This window comes from Aestuariicoccus sp. MJ-SS9, assembly GCF_032586235.1.
In the GTDB taxonomy this organism is placed as follows: domain Bacteria; phylum Pseudomonadota; class Alphaproteobacteria; order Rhodobacterales; family Rhodobacteraceae; genus Aestuariicoccus.
The window spans coordinates 25,089-46,138 of the sequence record NZ_JAWHTD010000026.1 but is presented as its reverse complement, the minus strand read 5'-3'; the positions used below and the strand labels follow the sequence as shown (position 1 = coordinate 46,138).

The window sequence follows — 21,050 nt, the reverse complement described above, 5'->3', positions numbered from 1 at the left end:
AGCCAGTTTGGCCGCGACTGCAAGGGCGGGATATTGCAGCGGCCGTCCGATTTGCCTAAATGACAGGCATGATCAGGCCTATCCTCATCCACCCCGATCCACGGCTGAAAAAAGTTTGCGCGCCGGTGCCCGACCTGTCGGACGAATTGCGCGAGCTGGCCAAGGATATGCTGGAAACCATGTACGACGCGCCGGGCATCGGCCTGGCGGCGCCCCAGCTTGGTGTGCAGAAGCGGCTGATCGTGCTCGATTGCGTCAAGGACGACGACAAGCCCGGCCGCCCGCTGATCATGTTCAACCCCGAGGTGCTGAAGGTGTCGGACGACCGCAGCGTCTATGAGGAAGGCTGCCTGTCCATCCCCGATCAATTCGCCGACGTCGAACGCCCGGCCGCCGTCAAGGTCGGCTGGATCGACCAGAACGGTAATCCGCAGGAGGAAGAGTTCGACGGGCTCTGGTCGACCTGCGTCCAGCACGAGATCGACCACCTGGATGGCAAGCTCTTCATCGACTACCTCAAGCCGCTCAGACGGCAGATGATCACCCGCAAGATGGTCAAGCTGAAACGCGAAAGGGCGCGGGCGTGAGCGTCAGGCCGATCCTGGAATGGCCCGATCCGCATCTCTCCCGCCGCTGTGAGCCGGTCGCGTCGCTGGACGGGATCGAGGCGCTGGTGGGCGATCTTTTCGAAACCATGTACGCGGCTGCGGGACGCGGGCTGGCAGCGCCGCAGGTCGGGGTGCTGGCCCGGGTCTTCGTGATCGACGTGGGCTGGAAAGAGGGCGACATGCGCCCGCTGGCCTGTCTCAATCCGCGCATCGCCGAAGCCTCGGACGACATTCGGATCGGGCCGGAGCAATGCCTGTCGATCCCGGGCGTGACCGCGCAGGTGCCCCGGCACCGGGCGATCACGCTGGCCTTTACCGATCTCAACGGCGCCATGCAGCAGCGCCGCCTGACCGGGGCAGAGGCGATCTGCGCGCAGCATGAGCTGGATCACCTCGACGGGCTGGTGCATTTCGACCGGCTGAGCGCCGAGGGCCGCGCGCAGCTGGTCGCCGAGTACGAAGGCCGCCTGTGACCGCGCGGCGCTGCATCCCATGGCCCGACAAGCGGCTGCGTTCGGTGGCCGCGCCGGTCGAGGCGATCGACGACGCGGTGCGCGCGCTCTGGGACGATATGATCGATACGATGGAGGCGATGCCGGGCGTCGGCCTCGCCGCGCCGCAGCTGGGCGAGATGCGGCGGCTTGCCGTGGTGGATGCGTCCGAGGAGCGGGCGCGCGCGGTGCGAATGGCCAATCCCGAGGTTCTGCACGCCAGCGTGCAGATACGCGCCCATGACGAGGCGAGCCCCAACCTGCCCGGCGTCTGGGCCCGGATCGAGCGCCCGCGCGCGGTGACGGTGCGGTTCCTCAATGCCGAGGGCGCGGTGGAAGAGCGCGATTTCGTCGGGCTCTGGGCGACGAGCGTGCAGCATCAGATCGACCATCTGAACGGTCAGATGTATTTCGATCATCTGAGCCGGACCAAGCGGGACATCCTGCTGCGCCGCGCACGCAAGGCGGGGCGGTGAGCCTTTGTCCGGGTTCGGGAGCGAGGGGCGCTGCCCCTCGCGCTCCCCGGGATATTTTTGACCAGATGAAAACAAGGTGGGGTTTCTGACATGCGGGTCGTGTTCATGGGCAGTCCGGAGTTTTCGGTGCCGGTGCTGGAGGCGCTGGCCGAGGCCGGGCACGAGATCGTCTGCGTCTATTGCCAGCCGCCCCGGCCCGCAGGGCGCGGCAAGAAGGATCGCCCGACGCCGGTTCAGGCGCGAGCCGAGGCGCTGGGCCTGACGGTGCGCCATCCGCTGTCGCTGAAGGGGGCGGAGGCGCAGGAGGACTTCGCAGCGCTGGGGGCGGATGTGGCGGTGGTGGTGGCTTACGGCCTGATCCTGCCGCAGCCGGTGCTGGACGCGCCGCGGTTCGGGTGCCTGAACATTCATGCGTCGCTCTTGCCGCGCTGGCGCGGGGCGGCGCCGATCCACCGGGCGATCATGGCGGGCGATGCCGAGACCGGCATCTGCATCATGCAGATGGAGGCGGGGCTGGACACCGGGCCGGTGCTGCTGCGCCAATCGGTATCCATCGGCGACGAAGAGACCACCGGCGCGCTGCACGACCGGCTGAGCGTTCTGGGCGCCGAGCTGATCGTCGAAGCCCTGGCGAAGCTGCCCGATCTCGTGCCCGAGCCACAGCCCGAGGCGGGGGTGACCTATGCCGCCAAGATCGACAAGGCCGAGGCGGCGGTGGACTGGACCCGCGACGCCGCCGAAGTCAGCCGCCTGATCCGGGGTCTTGCGCCCTTTCCCGGCGCGTGGAGCCTGCTGGACGGCGCGCGGATCAAGCTTTTGGGCGCGCGGGTGACCGAAGGGCAGGGCGCGCCGGGGCAGGTGCTGGACGATGAATTCACCGTGGCCTGCGGGCAGGGCGCCGTACGCATCACCCGGGCGCAGCGGGCGGGCAAAGGCGCGCAGGATGCCGAGGTCTTTCTGCGCGGCCACCCGGTGCCCGCCGGCGCAAGGTTCGGAGGCTAGGCCATGTTCCCCACGCTCATCGGCACCATCGTGATCGCCGGCATTGTCGGCTATGTCTCGGAGCGGACAGGCTTCACGCGCAATGGTATCCTGCAGAGCATCATCATCTGCATCGGCGGGGCCTTCCTGGCCTATTTCGTGCGGCTGATGTTCGGGATCGGGTTCGGGTCGCCGGGGCTTAACGCCATCGCCTCGTCCATCGGCGCTTTGATCATCGTGCCGACTCATTGGCGCAAACGGTAAGGGGAACGTCTGGCATGGTTATCTGGCTGATCATCATCGGGGCGGCGGCGGGGTTCCTGGCCACGCGGATCATGCATGTGCGCATGGGCGTGGTGGAAACCGTGCTTCTGGGCATGGCGGGTGCTGTCATCGGCGGGCTGGTGCTGCGGGTGCTGATCACGGTCACCGGCGCGCTGGCGGGGCTGGTGGGCGCGGTGCTGGGGGCGGTACTGCTGATCTGGCTCTGGCAGACCTACGTCCGGCGCAAGTGACGATGTGCGAATTTGCGCAGGTCCTTGCGCGCTGACCGCCGATTGCATCATTCGCGCACAGCCCTACGTTCTCTTCCAAGCAATAGGAGACATGACATGGGCCTTCTGATCGACGGCGAATGGCACGACCAGTGGTACGACACCAAGACATCCGGCGGCGCGTTCAAACGCTCTGCCGCCAAGTTCCGCAACTGGATCACCGCGGACGGCAGCGCCGGGCCGAGTGGCGAGGGCGGATTCAAGGCCGAGGCGGGGCGCTATCACCTCTACGTCAGCTATGCCTGCCCCTGGGCGCATCGCACGCTGATCTTCCGCAAGCTCAAGGGGCTTGAGGATCTGATCAGTGTCAGCGCCGTGCACCCCGACATGCTGGGCGACGGCTGGAGCTTTCAGACCGACGACAAGGGCGCGACCGGCGATACGCTTTACGGCCTGCCCTTTGCACGTGACATCTATCTCAAGGCCGATCCCAAGCTGTCGGGCCGGGTGACGGTGCCGATCCTCTGGGACAAGCAGCGCGAGACCATCGTGTCGAACGAAAGCGCGGAAATCATCCGCATGTTCAACAGCGCCTTCGACGGGCTGACCGGCAATTCCGACGATTACTGGCCCGAAGAGCTGCGCGCCGACATCGAACCGGTGAACGAGCGGATCTACGACACGCTCAACAACGGCGTCTACAAATGCGGCTTCGCCACCACGCAAGAGGCGTATGACGCCGCCGTCCAACCGCTTTTCGACACGCTGGACTGGCTCGAGGACCGGCTGGCGGGCAACCGCTACCTGATGGGCGACCGCGTGACCGAGGCCGACTGGCGGCTTTTCACAACGCTGATCCGCTTCGACAAGGTCTATCACGGCCACTTCAAGTGCAACCGCGCGCGGATCGTGGATTACCCCAATCTCTGGGGCTATGTGCGCGAGCTTTACCAGTGGCCGGGCGTCGCCGAGACGGTGAATTTCGACCACATCGTGCGGCACTATTACTACAGCCACGAGACGGTGAACCCGCACCGCATCGTGCCTATCGGGCCCGATCTCGACCTGACCGCCCCGCACGGGCGCGGCCGCGCCAAGGCGGCCTGAAGGGTTAACCTTCGTCCGCCAGATCGCTGAGGATGGGGCAGTCGGGGCGGTTGTCGCCGTGGCAGGCCTCGACCAGATGCGCGAGCGTATCGCGCATCCCCCTCAGCTGGGCGATCTTGTCGTCGATCTGGGTCAGGTGCTCCAGGGCGACGCGTTTGACGTCGCTACTGGCGCGGGTTTCGTCCTGGTACAGCGCCAGCAGCGTCCGGCAATCCTCGATCGGGAACCCCAGCGCCCGCGCCCGCGCCAGAAACGCCAGCTTGTGCACGTCGCTGTCGCGGAAGGCGCGGTAGCCGTTAGCGTCACGCTGCGGCGTGATCAGGCCGATTTCCTCGTAATAGCGGATCGTCTTGGCGGGCAGGCCCGCGCGTTTTCCAACCTCCGAGATGTTCATGCCGCGGCCTCCTTCGTCAGCTGCCCGCCGCCCCTTGCGGGGCGCTCGGTCATGGCCGGGGTCACTCGGTGCAGCCGCAGCGCGTTGCTGACCACAAAGACCGACGACAGCGCCATCGCGCCTGCCGCCAGCATCGGCGACAGCAGCACGCCCATCGCCGGGTAGAGCACCCCCGCCGCCACCGGGATCAGTGCGGCGTTGTAGGCAAAGGCCCAAAAGAGGTTCTGCCGGATGTTGCGCAGGGTGGCGCGGCTGATGTGCAGCGCGTTCACCGCGCCCGCGATGTCGCCCGACACCAGCACCACATCCGCCGATTCGATGGCCACGTCGGTGCCGGTGCCGATGGCGAGGCCCACTTCGGCCTCGGCCAGCGCGGGCGCGTCGTTGATGCCGTCGCCGGTGAAGGCCACCGCGCCGAATTCCTGCCTAAGCGCCTTGATCGCGTCGACCTTGCCTTCGGGCAGGACGCTGGCGCGGACGTGGTCGATGCCCAGATCGCGGGCGATGGCCTGCGCCGTGGCTTCGGTGTCGCCGGTGATCATGGCGACCTTGATGCCCTGGGCATGCAGCGCCTCGACCGCCGCGCGGCTGGTCGGTTTGACCCGGTCGGCCACGGCAAAGGCCGCCGCGATGCGGCCGTCCACCGCCGCCAGAACCGGCGTCTGGCCGCGCCGGGCCATTTCTTCCAAAGCACCGCTCAGCGCACCGATCTCGACCCCCTCGCGGGTCATCAGCCGCTCGGCGCCGACCAGCACGTCCTTGCCGTCGACCCGCGCGCGCAGGCCGTGGCCGGCGATGGCCTCCATGTCCTCGGGCTGCGACAGCGGCCCCTTGGCGGCGCGCTCCAGCGCCCGCGCGATAGGATGCTCGGATCCCTGCTCGGCGCTGGCGACCAGCCGCAGCACAGTGTCGGCGTCAAAACCCTCGGCGGTTTCGGCGCGCACCATCTCGGGCTTGCCCTCGGTCAGCGTGCCGGTCTTGTCGAAGGCCATGACCGCCACGTCGTCAAGCCGCTGCAGCGCGTCGCCCTTGCGGAAGAGCACGCCCATCTCGGCCGCGCGCCCGGTGCCGACCATGATCGACGTGGGCGTCGCCAACCCCATGGCACAGGGGCAGGCGATGATCAGCACCGATACGCCCGCCACCAGCGCAAAGGTCAGGTTCGGCCCGAAGGTCAGCCAGATCAGCACCGTCACCAGCGCAATGGCCATGACCGCCGGCACGAACCAGCGCACCACCTGGTCGGCCAGCGCCTGGATCGGCAGCTTGGCGCCCTGCGCCTGCTGTACCATGGCGATGATCCGCGCCAGCACCGTGTCGGCACCCACAGCCGTCGCGCGAAAGCTCAGCGCGCCATTGCCGTTGACCGTACCGCCGACCAGCTCGGCCCCTTCGGTTTTCTCCACCGGGATCGGCTCGCCGGTGATCATGCTTTCATCGACATAGGACCGCCCGGTCAGCACCGTCCCGTCCACCGCGATCCGCTCGCCGGGGCGCAGGTGCAGAACCTCGCCGCGCCGGATGTCGGCGACCGGCACCTCGATGATCTGACCATCCCGCTCGACCCGCGCGGTGTCGGGCCGCAGCCCCATCAGCCGCCGAATCGCCGCGCCGGTGCGCCCCTTGGCCCGCGCCTCAAGGAACCGGCCCAGCAGGATCAGCGTCACGATCACCGCCGCCGCCTCGAAATAGACCGCACGGGTGCCCTCGGGCAGCAGAGCGGGCAAGAACAGCGCCACCGTGGAATACCCCCAGGCCGCCAGCGTGCCCAGCGCCACCAGCGAATTCATATCGGGCGTACCCTTGGCCAGCAGCGGCAGGCCGATGCGGTAGAACCTCCGCCCCGGCCCCGCCAGAACCACGCTCGTCAGCAGGAACTGGATCAGCCACGAGGTCTGATGCCCGATGGTTTGCCCGATCCAGTGATGCAGCGCCGGGAAGATATGCCCACCCATCTCCATCACGAAGACCGGCAGCGTCAGCGCTCCGGCGATCAGAAGATCGCGCTTGAGCGCATTGGTTTCGGCGTCCCGCCTTGCGTCGGCATCGTCGGTCTCGGCATCCTGCACATGCGCGGGATAGCCCGCGTCGGTCACCACCTGCGCCAGCGACGACGCCTCGGTCGCACCGCCCAGGATGACGATCTCGGCGGTTTCCGAGGCCAGGTTGACGCTGGCCTCCACCACGCCCGGTGCGGCCTTCAGCGCCGCCTCGACCCGGCCCACGCAGGACGCGCAGCTCATGCCGGTGATCGTCAGCACGATCCGTTCCTCGCGCGCTGGATAGCCCGCGTCCTTCAGCGCCACGGCCAGCGCGCCGGGGTCCGGATCGCCGCTCACCTGCGCGCTGTTGTTGGCGATGTTCACATGCGCCCCGGTCACGCCCGGGACGCCCGCCAGCGCGCGCTCCACGCGCCCGGCGCAGCCCGCGCAGGTCATTCCGGTGACGTCGAATGTCAGTGTCTGGGCCATGAGTCGCCCCTTTTCTGTTGCCGTTTGAGGCTCAGATAGGGGTTCCAGTCACTGGAAGGTCAAGGGGGCCGATCGAAAAATCCCGTCTGGCCCGCCACCCGCGCCCGGCAATCGGCGCATAGCAGCGGCAGCCCGACCCGCTCCGCCGCGATCAAGAGCTGCAACAGAACGGCGGGCCGCACGACAAAGCACGCCTCGGCCAGCGCGCTTTCGCGGTCCTGCTCGGTCGCCATCATCACCAGGCGCGCCAGATCCGCCTCGTCGGCCGAGAAGGCCGGCGCGTCGGGGTCCAGAATATCCAGCGCGCGCCAGCCATGGGTGTCGATCAGCTGCAGCAGGGTTTCCAGCGCCCGCGCCGGGCCCAGCCGCACGGCCAGATCGTTCCACACGATCTGCTGCCCATCGGCGCCGGCGCGCCACTGCCGCACCATGGTAACGAAGGCGCGCTCGACCGGGCGCAGGGGCCGGGTCGGCGTATCGGGAAAGGGGCTGTGCTTCATGTCAGGCTCCGGCGCACCGAGGGGTTGCCCGAAATCCTGACTGAAACTATCGGGTATGTCAATCGGCACGCCTAAGCCCCGGCCCGGCCCAGGCCTCAAGCTTCGGGATTCAGGAGGTGCCGGTCTCCGCCGCGATCTGCGCGCGGGACTTGCGCGCGCGCTCGGTGGCGGATTTCAGCTGCCCGCAGGCCGCCATGATATCCTCGCCCCGCGGCGTGCGGATGGGCGAGGCATAGCCCGCCTTATAGACGATATCCGCAAAGGCCTCGATCCGGCTCCAGTCGCTGCGCTGGTAGGGCGCGCCGGGCCATTCGTTGAACGGAATGAGGTTGATCTTGGCCGGGATCCCCTGGATCAGCTTGACCAGCCGGCGCGCGTCGGCGTCGCTGTCGTTCACATCCTTCAGCATCACGTATTCAAAGGTGATCCGCTCGGAATTCGACAGCTTGGGGTATTCACGCAGCGCGCCCAGCAGCGTCTCGATGTTCCAGCGCTTGTTGATCGGCACCAGCTTGTCGCGCACCTCGTCGGTGGTGGCGTGGAAGGACACCGCCAGCAGACAGCCGATCTCTTCGGCGGTCTTGGCGATCTCGGGGACCACGCCGCTGGTGGACAGGGTGATGCGGCGGCGCGACAGGGCGATGCCCTCGCCGTCCATGGCGATCTTCATCGCGTCGCGCACGTTGTCGAAATTGTAAAGCGGCTCGCCCATGCCCATCAGCACGATATTGGACAGCAGCCGCGGCCCGCTCTCTCCGGTGCCGGTGCCGGGTTCGGGCCATTCGCCCAGATCGTCGCGCGCCAGCATGATCTGGCCGACGATCTCTCCAGCGGTGAGGTTGCGCACCAGCTTCTGCGTGCCGGTGTGGCAGAACGAACAGGTCAGCGTGCAGCCCACCTGAGACGAAATACACAGCGTGCCGCGATCCGTCTCGGGGATATAGACCACCTCGACCTCATGCCCGCCCGCGATCCGCACCAGGTACTTGCGCGTGCCGTCCGCGCTCACCTGCCGCGACACGACCTCGGGCAGGGCGATCACGAAATGCTCGGCCAAAAGCGCGCGATAGGCCTTCGACAGGTTCGTCATCTCGGCGAAATCGCGCACCCCCCAGTGATAGATCCACTGCCAGATCTGGCCCGTCCGCATCTTCGCCTGCTTTTCCGGGGTCCCGGCGGCGATCAGCGCCTCGCGCAGCGCCGCCCGCGTCAGACCCACAAGGTTCACCGGCCCCTCCGGCAGCTTGCGGGGGATCGTCAGAACGTCCTGCGTGATGGGCGCTTTGGCAGACATGGGCTCGGTCCTCGGCTCGAAACTCCCGCCTCATATAGGATTCGGGACAAAAAGCAAAAGGCGCGATCGCAACCGCGCCCCTGTCTTCTTCTTGGCAAAAATACTCCGGGGGAGCCGCCAACGGCGGCGGGGGCAGCGCCCCCACTCGTTATCCGCCCGAACACCGCCGCTCGGCATCCTCGACCGCAGCCGTGAACCCCAGAAGCGAGAACGTGTCCTTGGTCTGCGTGCCCCGGCTCGAGCGCGCGGTCAGCACCGCATCCGCCCCGCGCTTCATCGCGGTGATCAGCTTGGAATCGTCCTGCGGCGTCGCCGGCCAGGCCCATTCGCCCTCGGTGAAAAGCTCGAACTCGTTGCCGCCGATGTCGACGTTCACGGTCGAGCCGCTGGCGAAGGGATAGCCGCCGGTAAAGGCCACCTGTCCCTGCACGTCCGCCCCGGGACGATAGAACACCATCAGCAGGATCTCACCCCGCGTCACAGCGACCACGCGGCCGTCCTTGGTGTTGACGCTTTCCTTGTAGGTCGTGACCGCCCAGCATTCGCGCGGATTGTCGCCCTCGAACACGGACCAATCGGTCATCGCGTCCACGCGATTGGTGCTTTCTTCCTGCGCAAGGACGCTCGTCCCCGCCAGCGCGATCGCGGCGCTTGCCAGCACCCGCCCGAAAAGTGATTTCATCCCGCTGCCTCCAGCTTCCACAGCCTCAATACAACAACCCTGCGTCCCTGCCTGTTCCGGCTTATCCCCTGACGCAAGCCCTTTTTCGCTCGACGTTATTTTATTAGCCTGAAATACCGGGCGCTTGAAAGCCCTGTTGGCAGATTATCGCTCAGATGTGAGGCCCCCATGTCCACCCCGGCAATTCCCATGGTTGAAATCCGGCGCGGCCCGCTGGCCGAAAGCCTGCATTCCGGCCACGCGGTGATCTGCGACGCCACTGGCGCCATCGTCGAGGCCTGGGGCGACCCGGGCGCGGTGGTGCTGCCGCGCTCTTCGGTCAAGATGATCCAGGCGTTGCCGCTGATCGCCTCGGGTGCTGCGCGGGCGCACGGGCTGGGCGGTACGCAGCTGGCGCTGGCCTGCGCCTCGCACGAGGGCGCGCCGCTGCATGTGGATGCGGTCAACGCCTGGCTGGCCGATCTGGGGCTGGGCGAGGACGACCTGCGCTGCGGCCCCCAGCCCAGCCGCGACAAGGCGCTCAAAATGGCGATGATCCGCGCCTATGAGCCGCCCTGCCAGGTGCATAACAACTGCTCGGGCAAGCATACCGGCTTTCTGACGCTGGCGCGCCATCTCGGCGCGGGGCCGGAATATATCGACCCCGACCACCCGGTGCAGCAAGCCGTGCGCGAGGTAACCGAAGAGGTCACCGGCGCGCCCACTCAGGGCTTCGGCATCGACGGCTGTTCGGCGCCGAATTTCGCCACCACGATGCAGGGCACGGCCCGCGCCATGGCCTTCTTCGCCGCCGCCGGGGGGCAGGGCGGCGCTCTGGTCGAGGCGGCCACCCAGCTGACCGGGGCGATGATCGCCCATCCCGAATACGTGGCGGGCGAGGGCCGCGCCTGCACGCTCCTGATGCGCGCCGCGCGCGAGCCCTTGGCGCTCAAGACCGGGGCCGAGGGCTTTTTCACCGCCATCCTGCCCGATCGCGGGCTGGGCGTCGCGCTCAAGATCGCCGATGGCGCGACTCGCGCCTCGGAATGCGCCATCGCCGCGATCCTCGTGCGGCTCGGGGTGCTCGACCCCGCCCACCCAGACGTGCAGCGCTTTCTGAACCCGCCCTTGCGCAACCGGCGCGGGATCGTCTGCGGCGAAATCCGCCCCACGCCCGCGCTTCTCGGCAATTGACCCCGGCTTGCGTGTTGCAAAACGTCCCCGATGCGCGATGATCGGCGCAGTCACTTCAGGGAGAAAACATAAAATGACACTCAAGCTGACGGCCGCCAGCGCCGCATCGCTGACCCTCGCCGCAACCGCCGCCTTCGCCGATTGCGACACCATCACCTTTTCGGACGTGGGCTGGACCGACATCACCGCCACCACCGCCGCGACGACCGCCGTGCTCGAGGCGCTGGGCTACGAGACCGACATCAAGGTGCTGTCGGTGCCGGTGACCTATACCTCGATGGCCGAGGGCGACATCGACATCTTCCTGGGCAACTGGATGCCCACGATGGAGGCCGACATCGCCCCCTACCGCGAGGCCGGTACCGTCGACACCGTTCGCGCCAACCTGCAGGGGGCTAAGTACACGCTGGCCACCAACGCCGCCGGCGCCGCCATGGGAATCGCGGATTTCGCCGACATCGCCGGCGCCGCCGATGCGCTCGAAGAGACGATCTACGGCATCGAGCCGGGCAACGACGGCAACCGCCTGATCATGGATATGATCGCGGCCAACGCCTTCGGGCTCGAGGGCTTCGAGGTCAAGGAAAGCTCTGAACAGGGGATGCTGGCGCAGGTCGGCCGCGCGGTCAGCCGCGACGAGCCGGTGGTGTTCCTCGCGTGGGAACCGCACCCGATGAACGCCAATTACGACCTGACCTACCTGACCGGCGGCGACGATTACTTCGGCCCCGACCTGGGCGGCGCGACGGTCTACACCAACACGTCGGCCGGGTTCGTCGATGCCTGCCCCAATGTCGGCAAGCTGCTGACCAATCTCGAATTCAGCCTTGCGATGGAAAACGAGATCATGGGCGCGATCCTCGATGACGGCGAGGACCCGGCGGATGCCGCCAAGGCCTGGCTCGCGGCCAATACCGACATGGTGACCGGCTGGCTCGACGGTGTGACCACCAAGGACGGCGGCGATGCCGTGGCTGCGGTGATGGACGCGCTCAAGATGTAAACCGCGCGCCGATCCGCGGTTCCGGGCCAGGCCCGGGGCCGTGTTGCGCGAAACGGCCGGTGCCTTTGCGAAATCGAAGGCACCGGCGCGACAGAGCCCCGGGCTTGCCCCGGGGCCTCCACGCCCCCCACCCGAAGTGGACGGCCCGAACCCGGAGAGACGCCGCATGAACTGGCTCACCGATCACAAGATCCCCATCGGCGACGGGGCCGAGGCCGTCTTCGACTGGCTCCAGTCCAACGGCGCCTGGTTCTTCGACGGGCTCGCCATCGCGATGGAGACCCTAATCGACGGCATCCTCTGGGTGCTGCAATCGCCGCATCCGCTGATCGTAGTGGCCGTGTTTACCGCCCTCACCTGGGCCCTGCAGCGCGGCTGGAAGATCCCGCTCTTCGTGGCGCTGGGCTTTCTCTTCATCCTCAACCAGGGCTACTGGGAGGAAACCACCGAAAGCCTCACCCTGGTCCTGTCGGCCTGCGTGGTCTGCATGGGCGTCGGCGTGCCCATCGGCATCGCCGCCGCGCACCGGCCCCGGCTCTACCGCGCCATGCGCCCGGTGCTCGACCTGATGCAGACCCTGCCCACCTTCGTCTACCTCATCCCGGCCATCGTCTTTTTCGGCATCGGCATGGTGCCGGGGCTGATCGCCACCGTGATCTTCGTCGTCCCCGCGCCGATCCGGCTGACCCATCTGGGCATTTCCAACACCCCCACCGCGCTGCTTGAGGCCGCCGAGGCCTTCGGCGCGAAACCCAGCCAGACGCTGTGGAAGATCGAACTGCCCTACGCCTTGCCGCAGATCATGGCGGGGCTGAACCAGACCATCATGCTGTCGCTGTCGATGGTGGTGATCGCGGCGCTGGTGGGTGCCGACGGGCTGGGCGTGCCGGTGGTGCGCGCGCTCAACCGGGTCGACACCGGCCTCGGGTTCGAATCGGGCTTCGTGATCGTCATCGTGGCGATCATGCTGGACCGCATGCTGCGGGTGGGCGACAAATGACGGCCGCGGTAGAGTTCAACAACGTCACGATCCTTTTCGGCGATCACCCCGAAGCGGCGCTGCCTCTGGCCGACAAGGGCCAGACCCGGGCCGAGATCCAGTCCGCCACCGGCCAGGTCCTTGGGGTGCACGATTGCTCGCTCACCGTGGACGAAGGCGAGATCGTGGTGCTCATGGGCCTCTCGGGCTCGGGCAAATCCACGCTTTTGCGGGCGGTCAACGGGCTGAACCCGGTGGTGCGCGGCCATGTCGGCGTCAACGACGGCGGGCGCATGGTCAACGTCACCGCCTGCGGCGCGCGTGAGCTGCGCCGCATCCGCCAGACCCGCGTCGCCATGGTGTTCCAGCAATTCGGCCTGCTGCCCTGGCGCACAGTGCGCGAAAACACCGGGCTGGGGTTGGAGCTGGCGGGCCAGACCGCCGACGAACGCCGCGATCAGGTCGACCGTCAGCTGGCGCTGGTGGGCCTGTCGGACTGGGCCGAACGCAAGGTCGGCGAGCTTTCGGGCGGCATGCAGCAGCGCGTCGGCCTGGCGCGCGCCTTCGCCACCGACGCGCCGATCCTCCTGATGGACGAACCCTTCTCGGCGCTCGACCCGCTGATCCGCACCCGGCTGCAGGACGAGCTCTTGCAGCACCAGCGCGACCTCAAGCGCACGATCATCTTCGTCAGCCACGATCTCGACGAGGCGTTCAAACTCGGCGGACGCATCGCCATCATGGAGGGCGGGCGCATCGTGCAATGCGGCACCCCGCGCGAGATCTTCTCGAACCCCGCGTCGGACTATGTTGCGGATTTCGTCGCGAACATGAACCCGCTGGGCGTGCTGACTGCCCGCGACGTGATGGAGCCCGGCACCGGCGGCGCCGAGGTCGAGGCCGAAACCCCGATCCGCGATCTGATGCCACAGCTCAAGGACGGCGCGCTGACAGTGGTCGAACACGGCGCTGCGCTGGGCCGGGTGACCGCCGACAGCGTGGTGCGTCGCCTGGCGGAATGACCGCCGGGCTCGACATCCGCGAGGCGCGAACGCCTGAGGATTTCGACGCGGTCCGCGACCTGTGCTGGGACTATCGCGACTTCCTTTTGGAGCTCGGCCCGAAGGACGCGGCGATCGTCCGGCATTTCTACCCCCGCGACGGCTATGCAAAGGTCATGGCGCGGCTCGAAACAGACCACGCCCCGCCGTCGGGCAGCGTCAAGCTCGCCCGGCTTGACGGCGCGGCTGTGGGCTGCGGAATGCTGCACAGGCTCGAACCCGGCACGGCCGAGATCAAGCGGGTCTACGTGCGCGACGCGGCCCGCGGCCGGGGCGCGGGCCGCGCACTGATGCAGGCGCTGATCGCGCAATGCCGCGACATGGGCTTTCGCCGCATTCTCATGGACACCGGCAAGCCACTGACAACCGCGACCGCGCTCTACCTTTCCATGGGTTTTCGCCTGCGCGGGCCCTACCAACCGGTGCCGGACCTGGCCAAGGACCATCTGATCTTCTTCCAGATGGACCTCTGAGCCTTCGGCACACAGCTCCGCACGACGCCGTAGGGTGCGCTTCAGCGCACCGCGCCGGGCAGGGCCGGGATCAGCGCCTTGATGGCGCGGGCATGCTCGGGTGTGGCGGCCAGCGTGTCGGCGGCCAAGGCGCGGGCCTCGGCCAGAACATCGCCTTCGGCCAGCCGGTCGATCAGGCCCGAGCGCATGGCCTCTTCGGCGCCCACCTTGACCCCGCCCATCAGGATCATCTTGGCCCGCGCCGGGCCCGCCAGCGCCGCCAGCCGCGCCGGGTCCGAGGGCTGCGGCAGGAAGCCCAGCTTCATCACCGGATAGAACATTTTGGCCGAGGCCGGGGCGATGCGCAGGTCGCAGGCCAGCACCATCCCCATGGCACCGCCCGCGACCGTACCGTTCAGCGCCGCGATGCTGAGGCCCTCAAAGCCCGCCACCGCGCCCGACAGCCGCTCCCAGAGCGGCGAGGTCGCCAGCCCCGCGCGCGCGGCCTCCAGATCGGCGCCCGCGCTGAAGACCTTGCCCGCGCCGGTCAGCACCAGCGCCCGCGCCTCCGCCGCCCCTTCGACCGCCTCGCAGAGCGCCTCCAGCATCCCGGACGTCAAGGCGTTGGCCTTGTCGGGCCGGTCGAGCGTGATCAGCCGCAGCGCGCCGTCGTCCGCGACCCGGATCAAATCAGGCCCACCTTGCGGCGGATGTCCTCGTCGCGCAGCGAGACCTCGTCGCCCAGGAACCCATCCGCGTCCGAGCCGCACATCCACAGCAAAGCCCGCGCCGGCCAGTCCGGCGGGACATGGGCGGACCAGTCCAGCTGGCTGACCGGGTTGATGCCCGAGGCCTTGATCTCGCGCTGCATCTGGGTCGCCACGGTGCCGGGCGACAGCGACAAGGCGCGGATGCCCTTGTCGCGGTTTTCCTTGTCGGCCATGCGCGTCAGCATCAGCGCGCCGGCCTTCGAGGCGCAGTAATGCGACCAGCCCTCGACCGGGCCATGCGCCGCGCCCGACCCGATGGTCAGGATCGTGCCGCCGCCCGCTGCCAGCATCACCGGCAGCGCCGCGCGCATGCCGTGAAACACGCCCTTGAGGTTGATGTCGATGACATTGCCCCAGGCCTCGGGGTCGGCGCTGGCCATATGCGACACAGGCTCGATCACACCGGCGTTGTTGATCAGGATGTCGAGCCCGCCAAAGGCCGTCTGGCAGTTGCGCACCGCCTGCTCGACCTCCCAGTAGCGCGAGATGTCGCAGGGGATCGCCGCCGCCTTTTCGCCGATCTCGCCGGCCAGCTCGGCAATTGCATCGCCGCTGCGCGCCACCAGCGCCACATTGGCCCCGGCCGCTGCGAACACGCGCGCCGCCTCGGCGCCGATTCCGCGGCTCGCGCCGGTGATCAGCGCGGATTTCCCGGTCAAGTTCATTGCAACCTCCCATTGATGTCGGTCCATTTGGTAATGACCCGGCGGCAGGCGGTCCAGCCCCTTGACCCTCTGCGCCGGAGGGTCGAAGCTGGTTTCAGGAATTTCATTCGGGAAGGAACGATTATGACCAGACAATTTGCCTGTTTCAGCTCCACCGCCCTTGCGCTCGGCCTGATGGCCAACACCGTCGCCGCCGAGGTAACGCCGGCGGATGTCTGGGGCGATATCACCGCCTATGTCCAGGGCTTCGGCTATTCGGTGATGGCGACCGAAACCGCCGAAGGATCCGATCTGCAGGTCACCGACGCGGTGATCTCGATGACGCTGCCCGAAGACGAGGGCGAGGTCAGCTTTTCCATGTCCGAGGTCCTGCTGAGCGACGCGGGCGACGGCACGGTGCGGGTCACCTTCCCGGCCTCAATGCCCATTGCGGTCAATGTGACGCCAGACGGCGAAGACCCGGTCGACGTGGTGATGGACTACACCCAGGAGGGGCTGGACATGGTCGTGTCGGGCGATCCCGGGGCGATGGTCTATAGCTATACCGCCGACAGCCTCGGGCTTGTGTTGTCGGGCCTGACGGTCGACGGCGTTCCCATCCCCGCAGAGGTGGCGCGGTTCGCCCTCAGCTCGGGCCCGGTCGAAGGCCGTTCTGCCGTCACGCTGAGCGGCGGCATGCGCGAGATCGACCAGAGCGTGACCGTGGGCGCGGTCACCTACGACATGGCCTTCAACGACCCAGACAGCGGCGATTCGGGGACCTTCACGGGTCAGATGACCGGGCTGGCCATCGCGGGCACCGGCAAGATGCCGCAGATTGTCACGCCCGAGATGCTGGCCGACATGATGGCCATGGGCGTCGAGGGATCGGGCACGTTCACGCATCAGGGCGGGCAGATGCAGTTCTCGGCGACCGACGGCGGCGAGGTGACCCAGGGCCAGACCTCGTCGCAGAGCGGGTCGCTGGCGGTCGACGTCACCGCCGACAGCCTGCGCTATTCCATCGGCGGAACCGGGCTGAGCGTCAGCCTGAGCGGCGGCGAGATCCCGCTGCCGGTGGACGTGGCGATGGCGGAAATGGGCCTGACGCTCGAGCTGCCGACGGCCGCCTCGGACACGCCCGAGGATATCGCGTTGGCGGTGACGCTGGGCGGCTTCACCATGTCGGACCTGCTGTGGAACATCTTCGATCCGGGCAACGTGCTGCCGCGCGACCCGGCGACTGTGGCCTTCGACCTTGCGGGCATGGTGACGCCGTTCATCAGCCTCTACGACACCGAGGCGTTAGCCCAGCTCGAACAGACCGGCGGCGTGCCGGGTGAGCTGAATGCGCTGACGCTGAAGGGGCTGACGGTCGAGGCGGCCGGGGTGAGCCTGACCGGCACCGGCGATTTCACCTTCGACAACAGCGACCTTGAATCGTTCGACGGGCTGCCCAAGCCGACCGGCGCGGTCAATCTGAACCTGTCCGGCGCGAATGCGCTGATCGACAAGCTGATCCAGATGGGTCTGTTGGCCGAAGAGGACGCCATGGGCCCCCGGATGATGATGGGCATGTTCGCCGTGCCGGGCGATGGCCCTGACGAGCTGAAATCGACGCTGGAGATCAACGAGCAAGGCCACATCCTGGCCAACGGACAGCGCATCCAGTAAATAGGTCAGCCTGACTGCCCCAATGTTTCGCGCGCGAAACATTGGGGCAGTCAGGCTGACGTTTAACTTATTGATTTATTAGGGTGAATTGACTGGGCGTTACGGCTGCGCGCGGTCCCTGGAGATGAGCCGCGACCAGCGCCTGCCCGTGGGATGGCGCTGCTTCCCGGGTTCTGTGCGCTTTATCTCTGCCCAGTCATTGCTACGAATGATCGGTGCGCGTTCACCCGGCAAAGCGCCAGCCCGCCGGGACGGGCAGGCGCTGACAGCAGGCGGCCTTTGGCCTTGATTCCGCGACTTTGGGGCGGTGAAGGATCGTCTCCTCGCGCCCCTACCCCCGCAAAGCGGGCAGGCCGACGCCGGTCGATTCAAAGCCGCCGTCGGCGGCGATGATCTGGCCGGTCACGTAGGACGCCTTGTCGGAGCACAGGAAGACGATCACCTCGGCGATCTCCTGTTCCGAGCCGTAGCGGTTCAGCGGGATGGCGTCGTGATAGGCGTCGATGATCTCTTGCGTGTGCACGGCCATGGCCAGCTTGGTACGCACCGGGCCGGGGCAGACGCAATTGGCGCGGATGCCGTGTTCGCCCAGTTCGGCCGCCTGCTGCCGGGTCAGCTGGATCACCGCCGCCTTCGAGGTGCCATAGGCCACCCGCAGGGTCGAGGCGCGCAGCCCGCTGATCGAGCCGATGTTGACGATGGCCCCCTTGCTGGCCTGCAAGAGCGGGGCGCAGGCCTGCGAGCAGAGGAACACCCCGTCGAGGTTGGTCTCCATCACCCGGCGCCACATGGCGAAGTCATGGTCTGCTATGGGGCCGAAATCGGCCACGCCCGCGTTGTTGACCAGCGCATCGAGCCGCCCGGCCCACCCCTCGACCTCGCGCACCATGGAGTTGACGGCCTGCGGGTTGGAGACGTCGCAATCCACCGCCAGCACGTTGTCGCGCGACCCGGCGGCGCGGGTCAGTTCCTCTGTATCGCGGTCGATCATCGCGACCTGCCAGCCTGCGGCGCGGAACAGATCGGTCGTGGCGAGCCCGATGCCGCGCGCGGCGCCGGTGACGATGGCCGTCTTGGTGGCTGTTTGACTGGTCATGCGGTCCTCCCCCTGGTCGTGCCCTGTCTGGCACGGCGCGCGGGCGGAGGGAAGATGTCAGGCGCGCATCAGGTCGGGCAGATCGCCGGTCAGCCCCGCCGCCTCGCGGATGAAGCCGCGGCGCAGGCCGGGGGCGGATTGCACCAGGTGCATGCCCAGATCGCGCCCCAGCCGAAGGATCGGGTTGTCGTTCGAGAAGAGCCGGTTGAAGAGATCGGTCGCGGCGGCCAGCGCGGCGGTGTCGAAGCGCCGCCAGGACTGGTAGCGCGCCAGCACCGGGGCGCTGGCGAAATCTTCGCCCCGCCGGGTGGCGTGGGCTATGACATGGGCCAGCGCGGCCACGTCGCGCAGACCGGCGTTCAGCCCCTGCCCGGCGATGGGGTGCAGCCCGTGCGCGGCGTCGCCCACCAGCGCCAGCCGCTCGGCCACGAAGGCATTGGCGATGGTCAGCCCCAGCGGGTAGGTGAAGCGCGCGCCTGCGAGGCTGATCTCGCCCAGGAAGTCGCCGAAGCGCGGGCGCAGCACCTCGAGATACCGTTCGTCGGGCAGGGCGTTGATCTGCCGGGCGAGGGCGCTGCGCTCGCTCCAGACGATCGAGCTGCGGTTGCCCTTGAGCGGCAGGATCGCCAGCGGGCCGGGCGGCATGAAGAACTGATGCGCGACGCCGTGGTGCGGCTTTTCATGGGCGATGGCGCAGACCAAAGCGGTCTGGTCATAGCTCCAGCCAGTGCGGGTGATCCCGGCCCGCGCGGCGGTGCCGCTCTGCCGTCCGTCCGCCCCGACGATCAGCCGCGCGGTCAAGGTGCCGCCGCCCGCGAGCTGCAGGGTGGCGGCGCGTGCGCCGGTGTCCTGGGCCACCACGGTTTGGCCAGCCAGATGGGCGATCCGGTCCTCGGCGGCGACGGCGTCGAGCAGGGCGGCGCGCAGGTGGCGGTCCTCGACCATGTGGCCCATCGGGCCTTCCTCGATCTCGGCGCTGTCGAAATGCAGGCCGAGAAAGGCCGCGCCGTCGCCGACACGGCCATCCGTCACCTTGATCTCGTGCATCGGCTGGGCGTCGTCGCGCAGCCGCTCCCAAAGCCCCAGCGCCGCCATCATCCGCACCGAGGCCAGCGCCATCGCGTAGGAGCGCCCGTCAAAGCCGGGGTCCTTGCGGGTGTCCAGCGGCAGGGCGTCGATCATGGTGACCGTCAGCCCGGATTGCGCCAGGGCAAGCGCCAGGGCGGCGCCGTTGAGGCCGCCGCCGACGATCGCGATATCGGTGTCATGCGTCATGGGGCGCAATATGGCCGCCCGGGCGGGATTGTCCATGCGCCCGCGTGCCGCTACCGTCGCGGCACCGACCGCAACGGAGGGCCGCATGACCGACTGGACCACGACAACCGCCGCCGACCTGGGACGCGCCTATGACCGGGGCGAGGCCGACCCGCGCGAGGTGACGCAGGCCTATCTCGACAAGATCGAGGCGTATCCTCTGCGCGACCGCATCTACGCCCGCCTGACGCCCGAGCGCGCCCTGGCCGAGGCCGCGGCCGCATCGGAACGCGCGTGGAAGGGCGAACGGCTGTCGCCGCTGGACGGGGTGCCTGTCAGCTGGAAGGATCTCTTCGACACGGCCGGGGTGGCGACCGAGGCGGGATCGGCCTTGCTCAAGGGCCGGGTGCCCGAGGCCGACGCGCCGGTGCTGGAAACGGCGACGCGGATGGGGCTGGTGTGCCTGGGCAAGACCCATATGTCGGAACTGGCGTTCTCGGGGTTGGGGCTGAACCCGGTCACAGCGACGCCGCCCTGCGTCAACGACGCCGAGGCGGTGGCGGGCGGGTCGTCCTCGGGGGCGGCGGCGTCGGTGGCCTTTGGGCTGGCGGCGGCAGCGGTGGGGTCGGACACAGGCGGATCGGTGCGGATCCCGGCGGCCTGGAACGACCTCGTTGGGCTCAAGACCACGTCGGGGCGGATCCCGCTCGACGGGGTGGTGCCGCTGGCGGCGCGGTTCGACACGGTGGGGCCGTTGTGCCGGACCGTGGAGGACGCGGCGCTGATGCTGGCGGCGCTGGAAGGCACCGGGGCGGTGGATCTGGAGGGCGCGCTGCCGTTGCGCGGCCGCCGCCTGGCGGCGCTGCGCACCATCGTCATGGACGATCTGCGCGACGCTCCGCGCGCGGCCTATGCCGGCGCGCTGGAGCGGCTGGAGCGGGCGGGCGCGGCGATCGACTGGATCGACGCGCCGGAGATCGAAGGGCCGATGGCCGACGCCGGCCTGCTCTACACGACCGAGGCTTGGGGCACCTGGCGCGACGAGATCACCGCGCAGCCCGAACTGATGTTCGCGCCGATCCGCGAACGGTTCGAAGGCGGCAAGGCGTTTTCGGGCGCCGATTACGTGGCTGGGTGGCAGCGGCTGGAGGCGGCGCGCAAGCTCTGGGCGGCGCGCATGGCAGAGTATGACGCGGTGCTCTGCCCGACCGCGCCGAACCTGCCGCCGAAGCTCGACAAGCTGATGGAGCAGGGGGAGTATTACGTGACCGAGAACCTGCTGACCCTGCGCAACACAAGGGTGGGCAACCTGATGGGGCTGAGCGCGATCACCCTGCCCTCCGGCACGCCCAGCTGCGGGGTCATGCTGATGGGCCGGGCGATGGGGGAAGAGGCGCTTTTGCAGGTCGCCGCGGTCGCCGAGGCGGCGCTGGGCTGAGGGGCGGG

Annotated in this window: 23 protein-coding genes; 14 read left to right on the top strand and 9 right to left on the bottom strand. The window is 68.2% G+C overall.

Annotated features, from left to right (window positions below; all coding sequences use genetic code 11):
- Positions 1-68 precede the first annotated feature (68 nt).
- The 7 genes from def (RXV88_RS15875) to RXV88_RS15845 all read left to right on the top strand — a co-directional run bounded on the left by def (RXV88_RS15875) (position 69) and on the right by RXV88_RS15845 (position 4,157).
- Positions 69-587, top strand: coding sequence for a peptide deformylase (gene def, locus RXV88_RS15875; protein WP_316294475.1), 519 nt, complete (start codon positions 69-71; stop codon positions 585-587).
- Positions 584-1,081 (top strand): peptide deformylase, encoded by a 498-nt coding sequence (gene def, locus RXV88_RS15870; RefSeq protein ID WP_316294474.1) that lies wholly within the window; start codon positions 584-586, stop codon positions 1,079-1,081. The genes def (RXV88_RS15875) and def (RXV88_RS15870) overlap by 4 nt, the downstream gene beginning before the upstream one ends.
- Entirely contained in the window at positions 1,078-1,575 is a 498-nt protein-coding gene (gene def / locus RXV88_RS15865) for a peptide deformylase (RefSeq protein ID WP_316294473.1), read from the top strand. The genes def (RXV88_RS15870) and def (RXV88_RS15865) overlap by 4 nt, the downstream gene beginning before the upstream one ends.
- Positions 1,576-1,665: 90 nt before the next feature.
- Complete coding sequence (gene fmt / locus RXV88_RS15860) at positions 1,666-2,577, top strand: methionyl-tRNA formyltransferase (RefSeq protein WP_316294472.1); 912 nt, start codon at positions 1,666-1,668, stop codon at positions 2,575-2,577.
- A gap of 3 nt (positions 2,578-2,580) precedes the next feature.
- On the top strand, positions 2,581-2,820 hold the full coding sequence (locus RXV88_RS15855; protein ID WP_316294471.1) for a hypothetical protein: 240 nt from the start codon (positions 2,581-2,583) through the stop codon (positions 2,818-2,820).
- Positions 2,821-2,834: 14 nt separating this feature from the next.
- On the top strand, positions 2,835-3,071 hold the full coding sequence (locus RXV88_RS15850; protein ID WP_316294470.1) for a GlsB/YeaQ/YmgE family stress response membrane protein: 237 nt from the start codon (positions 2,835-2,837) through the stop codon (positions 3,069-3,071).
- 96 nt (positions 3,072-3,167) lie between these two features.
- Entirely contained in the window at positions 3,168-4,157 is a 990-nt protein-coding gene (locus tag RXV88_RS15845) for a glutathione S-transferase family protein (RefSeq protein ID WP_316294469.1), read from the top strand.
- Positions 4,158-4,161: 4 nt separating this feature from the next.
- On the opposite strand, the gene cueR is transcribed toward RXV88_RS15845, so the two are convergent.
- The 5 genes from cueR to RXV88_RS15820 form a co-directional block, all read right to left on the bottom strand.
- Positions 4,162-4,551 (bottom strand): Cu(I)-responsive transcriptional regulator, encoded by a 390-nt coding sequence (gene cueR / locus RXV88_RS15840; protein WP_316294468.1) that lies wholly within the window; start codon positions 4,549-4,551, stop codon positions 4,162-4,164.
- On the bottom strand, positions 4,548-7,022 hold the full coding sequence (locus RXV88_RS15835) for a heavy metal translocating P-type ATPase (RefSeq protein WP_316294467.1): 2,475 nt from the start codon (positions 7,020-7,022) through the stop codon (positions 4,548-4,550). The genes cueR and RXV88_RS15835 overlap by 4 nt, the downstream gene beginning before the upstream one ends.
- A 59-nt stretch (positions 7,023-7,081) precedes the next feature.
- On the bottom strand, positions 7,082-7,522 hold the full coding sequence (locus RXV88_RS15830) for a hypothetical protein (protein ID WP_316294466.1): 441 nt from the start codon (positions 7,520-7,522) through the stop codon (positions 7,082-7,084).
- Positions 7,523-7,631: 109 nt separating this feature from the next.
- Positions 7,632-8,816 carry a 23S rRNA (adenine(2503)-C(2))-methyltransferase RlmN gene (gene rlmN / locus RXV88_RS15825; protein WP_316294465.1) on the bottom strand — a complete coding sequence of 395 codons (1,185 nt, stop codon included), beginning with the start codon at positions 8,814-8,816 and terminating at the stop codon, positions 7,632-7,634.
- A 148-nt stretch (positions 8,817-8,964) separates the two neighbouring features.
- Positions 8,965-9,498 carry an invasion associated locus B family protein gene (locus tag RXV88_RS15820; RefSeq protein WP_316294464.1) on the bottom strand — a complete coding sequence of 178 codons (534 nt, stop codon included), beginning with the start codon at positions 9,496-9,498 and terminating at the stop codon, positions 8,965-8,967.
- Positions 9,499-9,666: 168 nt separating this feature from the next.
- Here RXV88_RS15820 and RXV88_RS15815 point away from each other — a divergent pair, with 168 nt between their 5' ends.
- The 5 genes from RXV88_RS15815 to RXV88_RS15795 all read left to right on the top strand — a co-directional run bounded on the left by RXV88_RS15815 (position 9,667) and on the right by RXV88_RS15795 (position 14,187).
- Complete coding sequence (locus tag RXV88_RS15815; protein WP_316294463.1) at positions 9,667-10,671, top strand: asparaginase; 1,005 nt, start codon at positions 9,667-9,669, stop codon at positions 10,669-10,671.
- Between the two features lie 73 nt (positions 10,672-10,744).
- Positions 10,745-11,674: a choline ABC transporter substrate-binding protein gene (choX, locus tag RXV88_RS15810; protein ID WP_316294462.1), complete on the top strand. Its 930-nt coding sequence runs from the start codon at positions 10,745-10,747 to the stop codon at positions 11,672-11,674.
- Between the two features lie 166 nt (positions 11,675-11,840).
- A complete protein-coding gene (choW, locus tag RXV88_RS15805; RefSeq protein ID WP_316294461.1) occupies positions 11,841-12,674 on the top strand; it encodes a choline ABC transporter permease subunit in 834 nt (277 codons plus the stop codon).
- Positions 12,671-13,675 (top strand): choline ABC transporter ATP-binding protein, encoded by a 1,005-nt coding sequence (gene choV / locus RXV88_RS15800; protein ID WP_316294460.1) that lies wholly within the window; start codon positions 12,671-12,673, stop codon positions 13,673-13,675. The genes choW and choV overlap by 4 nt, the downstream gene beginning before the upstream one ends.
- Positions 13,672-14,187 carry a GNAT family N-acetyltransferase gene (locus tag RXV88_RS15795; protein ID WP_316294459.1) on the top strand — a complete coding sequence of 172 codons (516 nt, stop codon included), beginning with the start codon at positions 13,672-13,674 and terminating at the stop codon, positions 14,185-14,187. Before choV ends, RXV88_RS15795 begins: the two co-directional genes overlap by 4 nt.
- A gap of 41 nt (positions 14,188-14,228) precedes the next feature.
- Here RXV88_RS15795 and RXV88_RS15790 read toward each other — a convergent pair whose 3' ends face one another.
- Positions 14,229-14,855 carry an enoyl-CoA hydratase/isomerase family protein gene (locus tag RXV88_RS15790; protein WP_316294458.1) on the bottom strand — a complete coding sequence of 209 codons (627 nt, stop codon included), beginning with the start codon at positions 14,853-14,855 and terminating at the stop codon, positions 14,229-14,231.
- Positions 14,852-15,601, bottom strand: a complete 750-nt coding sequence (locus RXV88_RS15785; RefSeq protein WP_316294457.1) for an SDR family oxidoreductase — start codon at positions 15,599-15,601, stop codon at positions 14,852-14,854. Before RXV88_RS15785 ends, RXV88_RS15790 begins: the two co-directional genes overlap by 4 nt.
- A 123-nt stretch (positions 15,602-15,724) precedes the next feature.
- Here RXV88_RS15785 and RXV88_RS15780 point away from each other — a divergent pair, with 123 nt between their 5' ends.
- Complete coding sequence (locus tag RXV88_RS15780; protein ID WP_316294456.1) at positions 15,725-17,254, top strand: DUF2125 domain-containing protein; 1,530 nt, start codon at positions 15,725-15,727, stop codon at positions 17,252-17,254.
- Between the two features lie 331 nt (positions 17,255-17,585).
- Here RXV88_RS15780 and RXV88_RS15775 read toward each other — a convergent pair whose 3' ends face one another.
- A complete protein-coding gene (locus RXV88_RS15775; protein ID WP_316294455.1) occupies positions 17,586-18,350 on the bottom strand; it encodes an SDR family oxidoreductase in 765 nt (254 codons plus the stop codon).
- Positions 18,351-18,407: 57 nt separating this feature from the next.
- Positions 18,408-19,661 (bottom strand): FAD-dependent monooxygenase, encoded by a 1,254-nt coding sequence (locus RXV88_RS15770; protein WP_316294454.1) that lies wholly within the window; start codon positions 19,659-19,661, stop codon positions 18,408-18,410.
- 49 nt (positions 19,662-19,710) lie between these two features.
- Between RXV88_RS15770 and RXV88_RS15765 the strand changes: the two genes are divergently transcribed.
- Positions 19,711-21,042: an amidase gene (locus RXV88_RS15765; RefSeq protein ID WP_316294453.1), complete on the top strand. Its 1,332-nt coding sequence runs from the start codon at positions 19,711-19,713 to the stop codon at positions 21,040-21,042.
- Positions 21,043-21,050 lie beyond the last annotated feature (8 nt).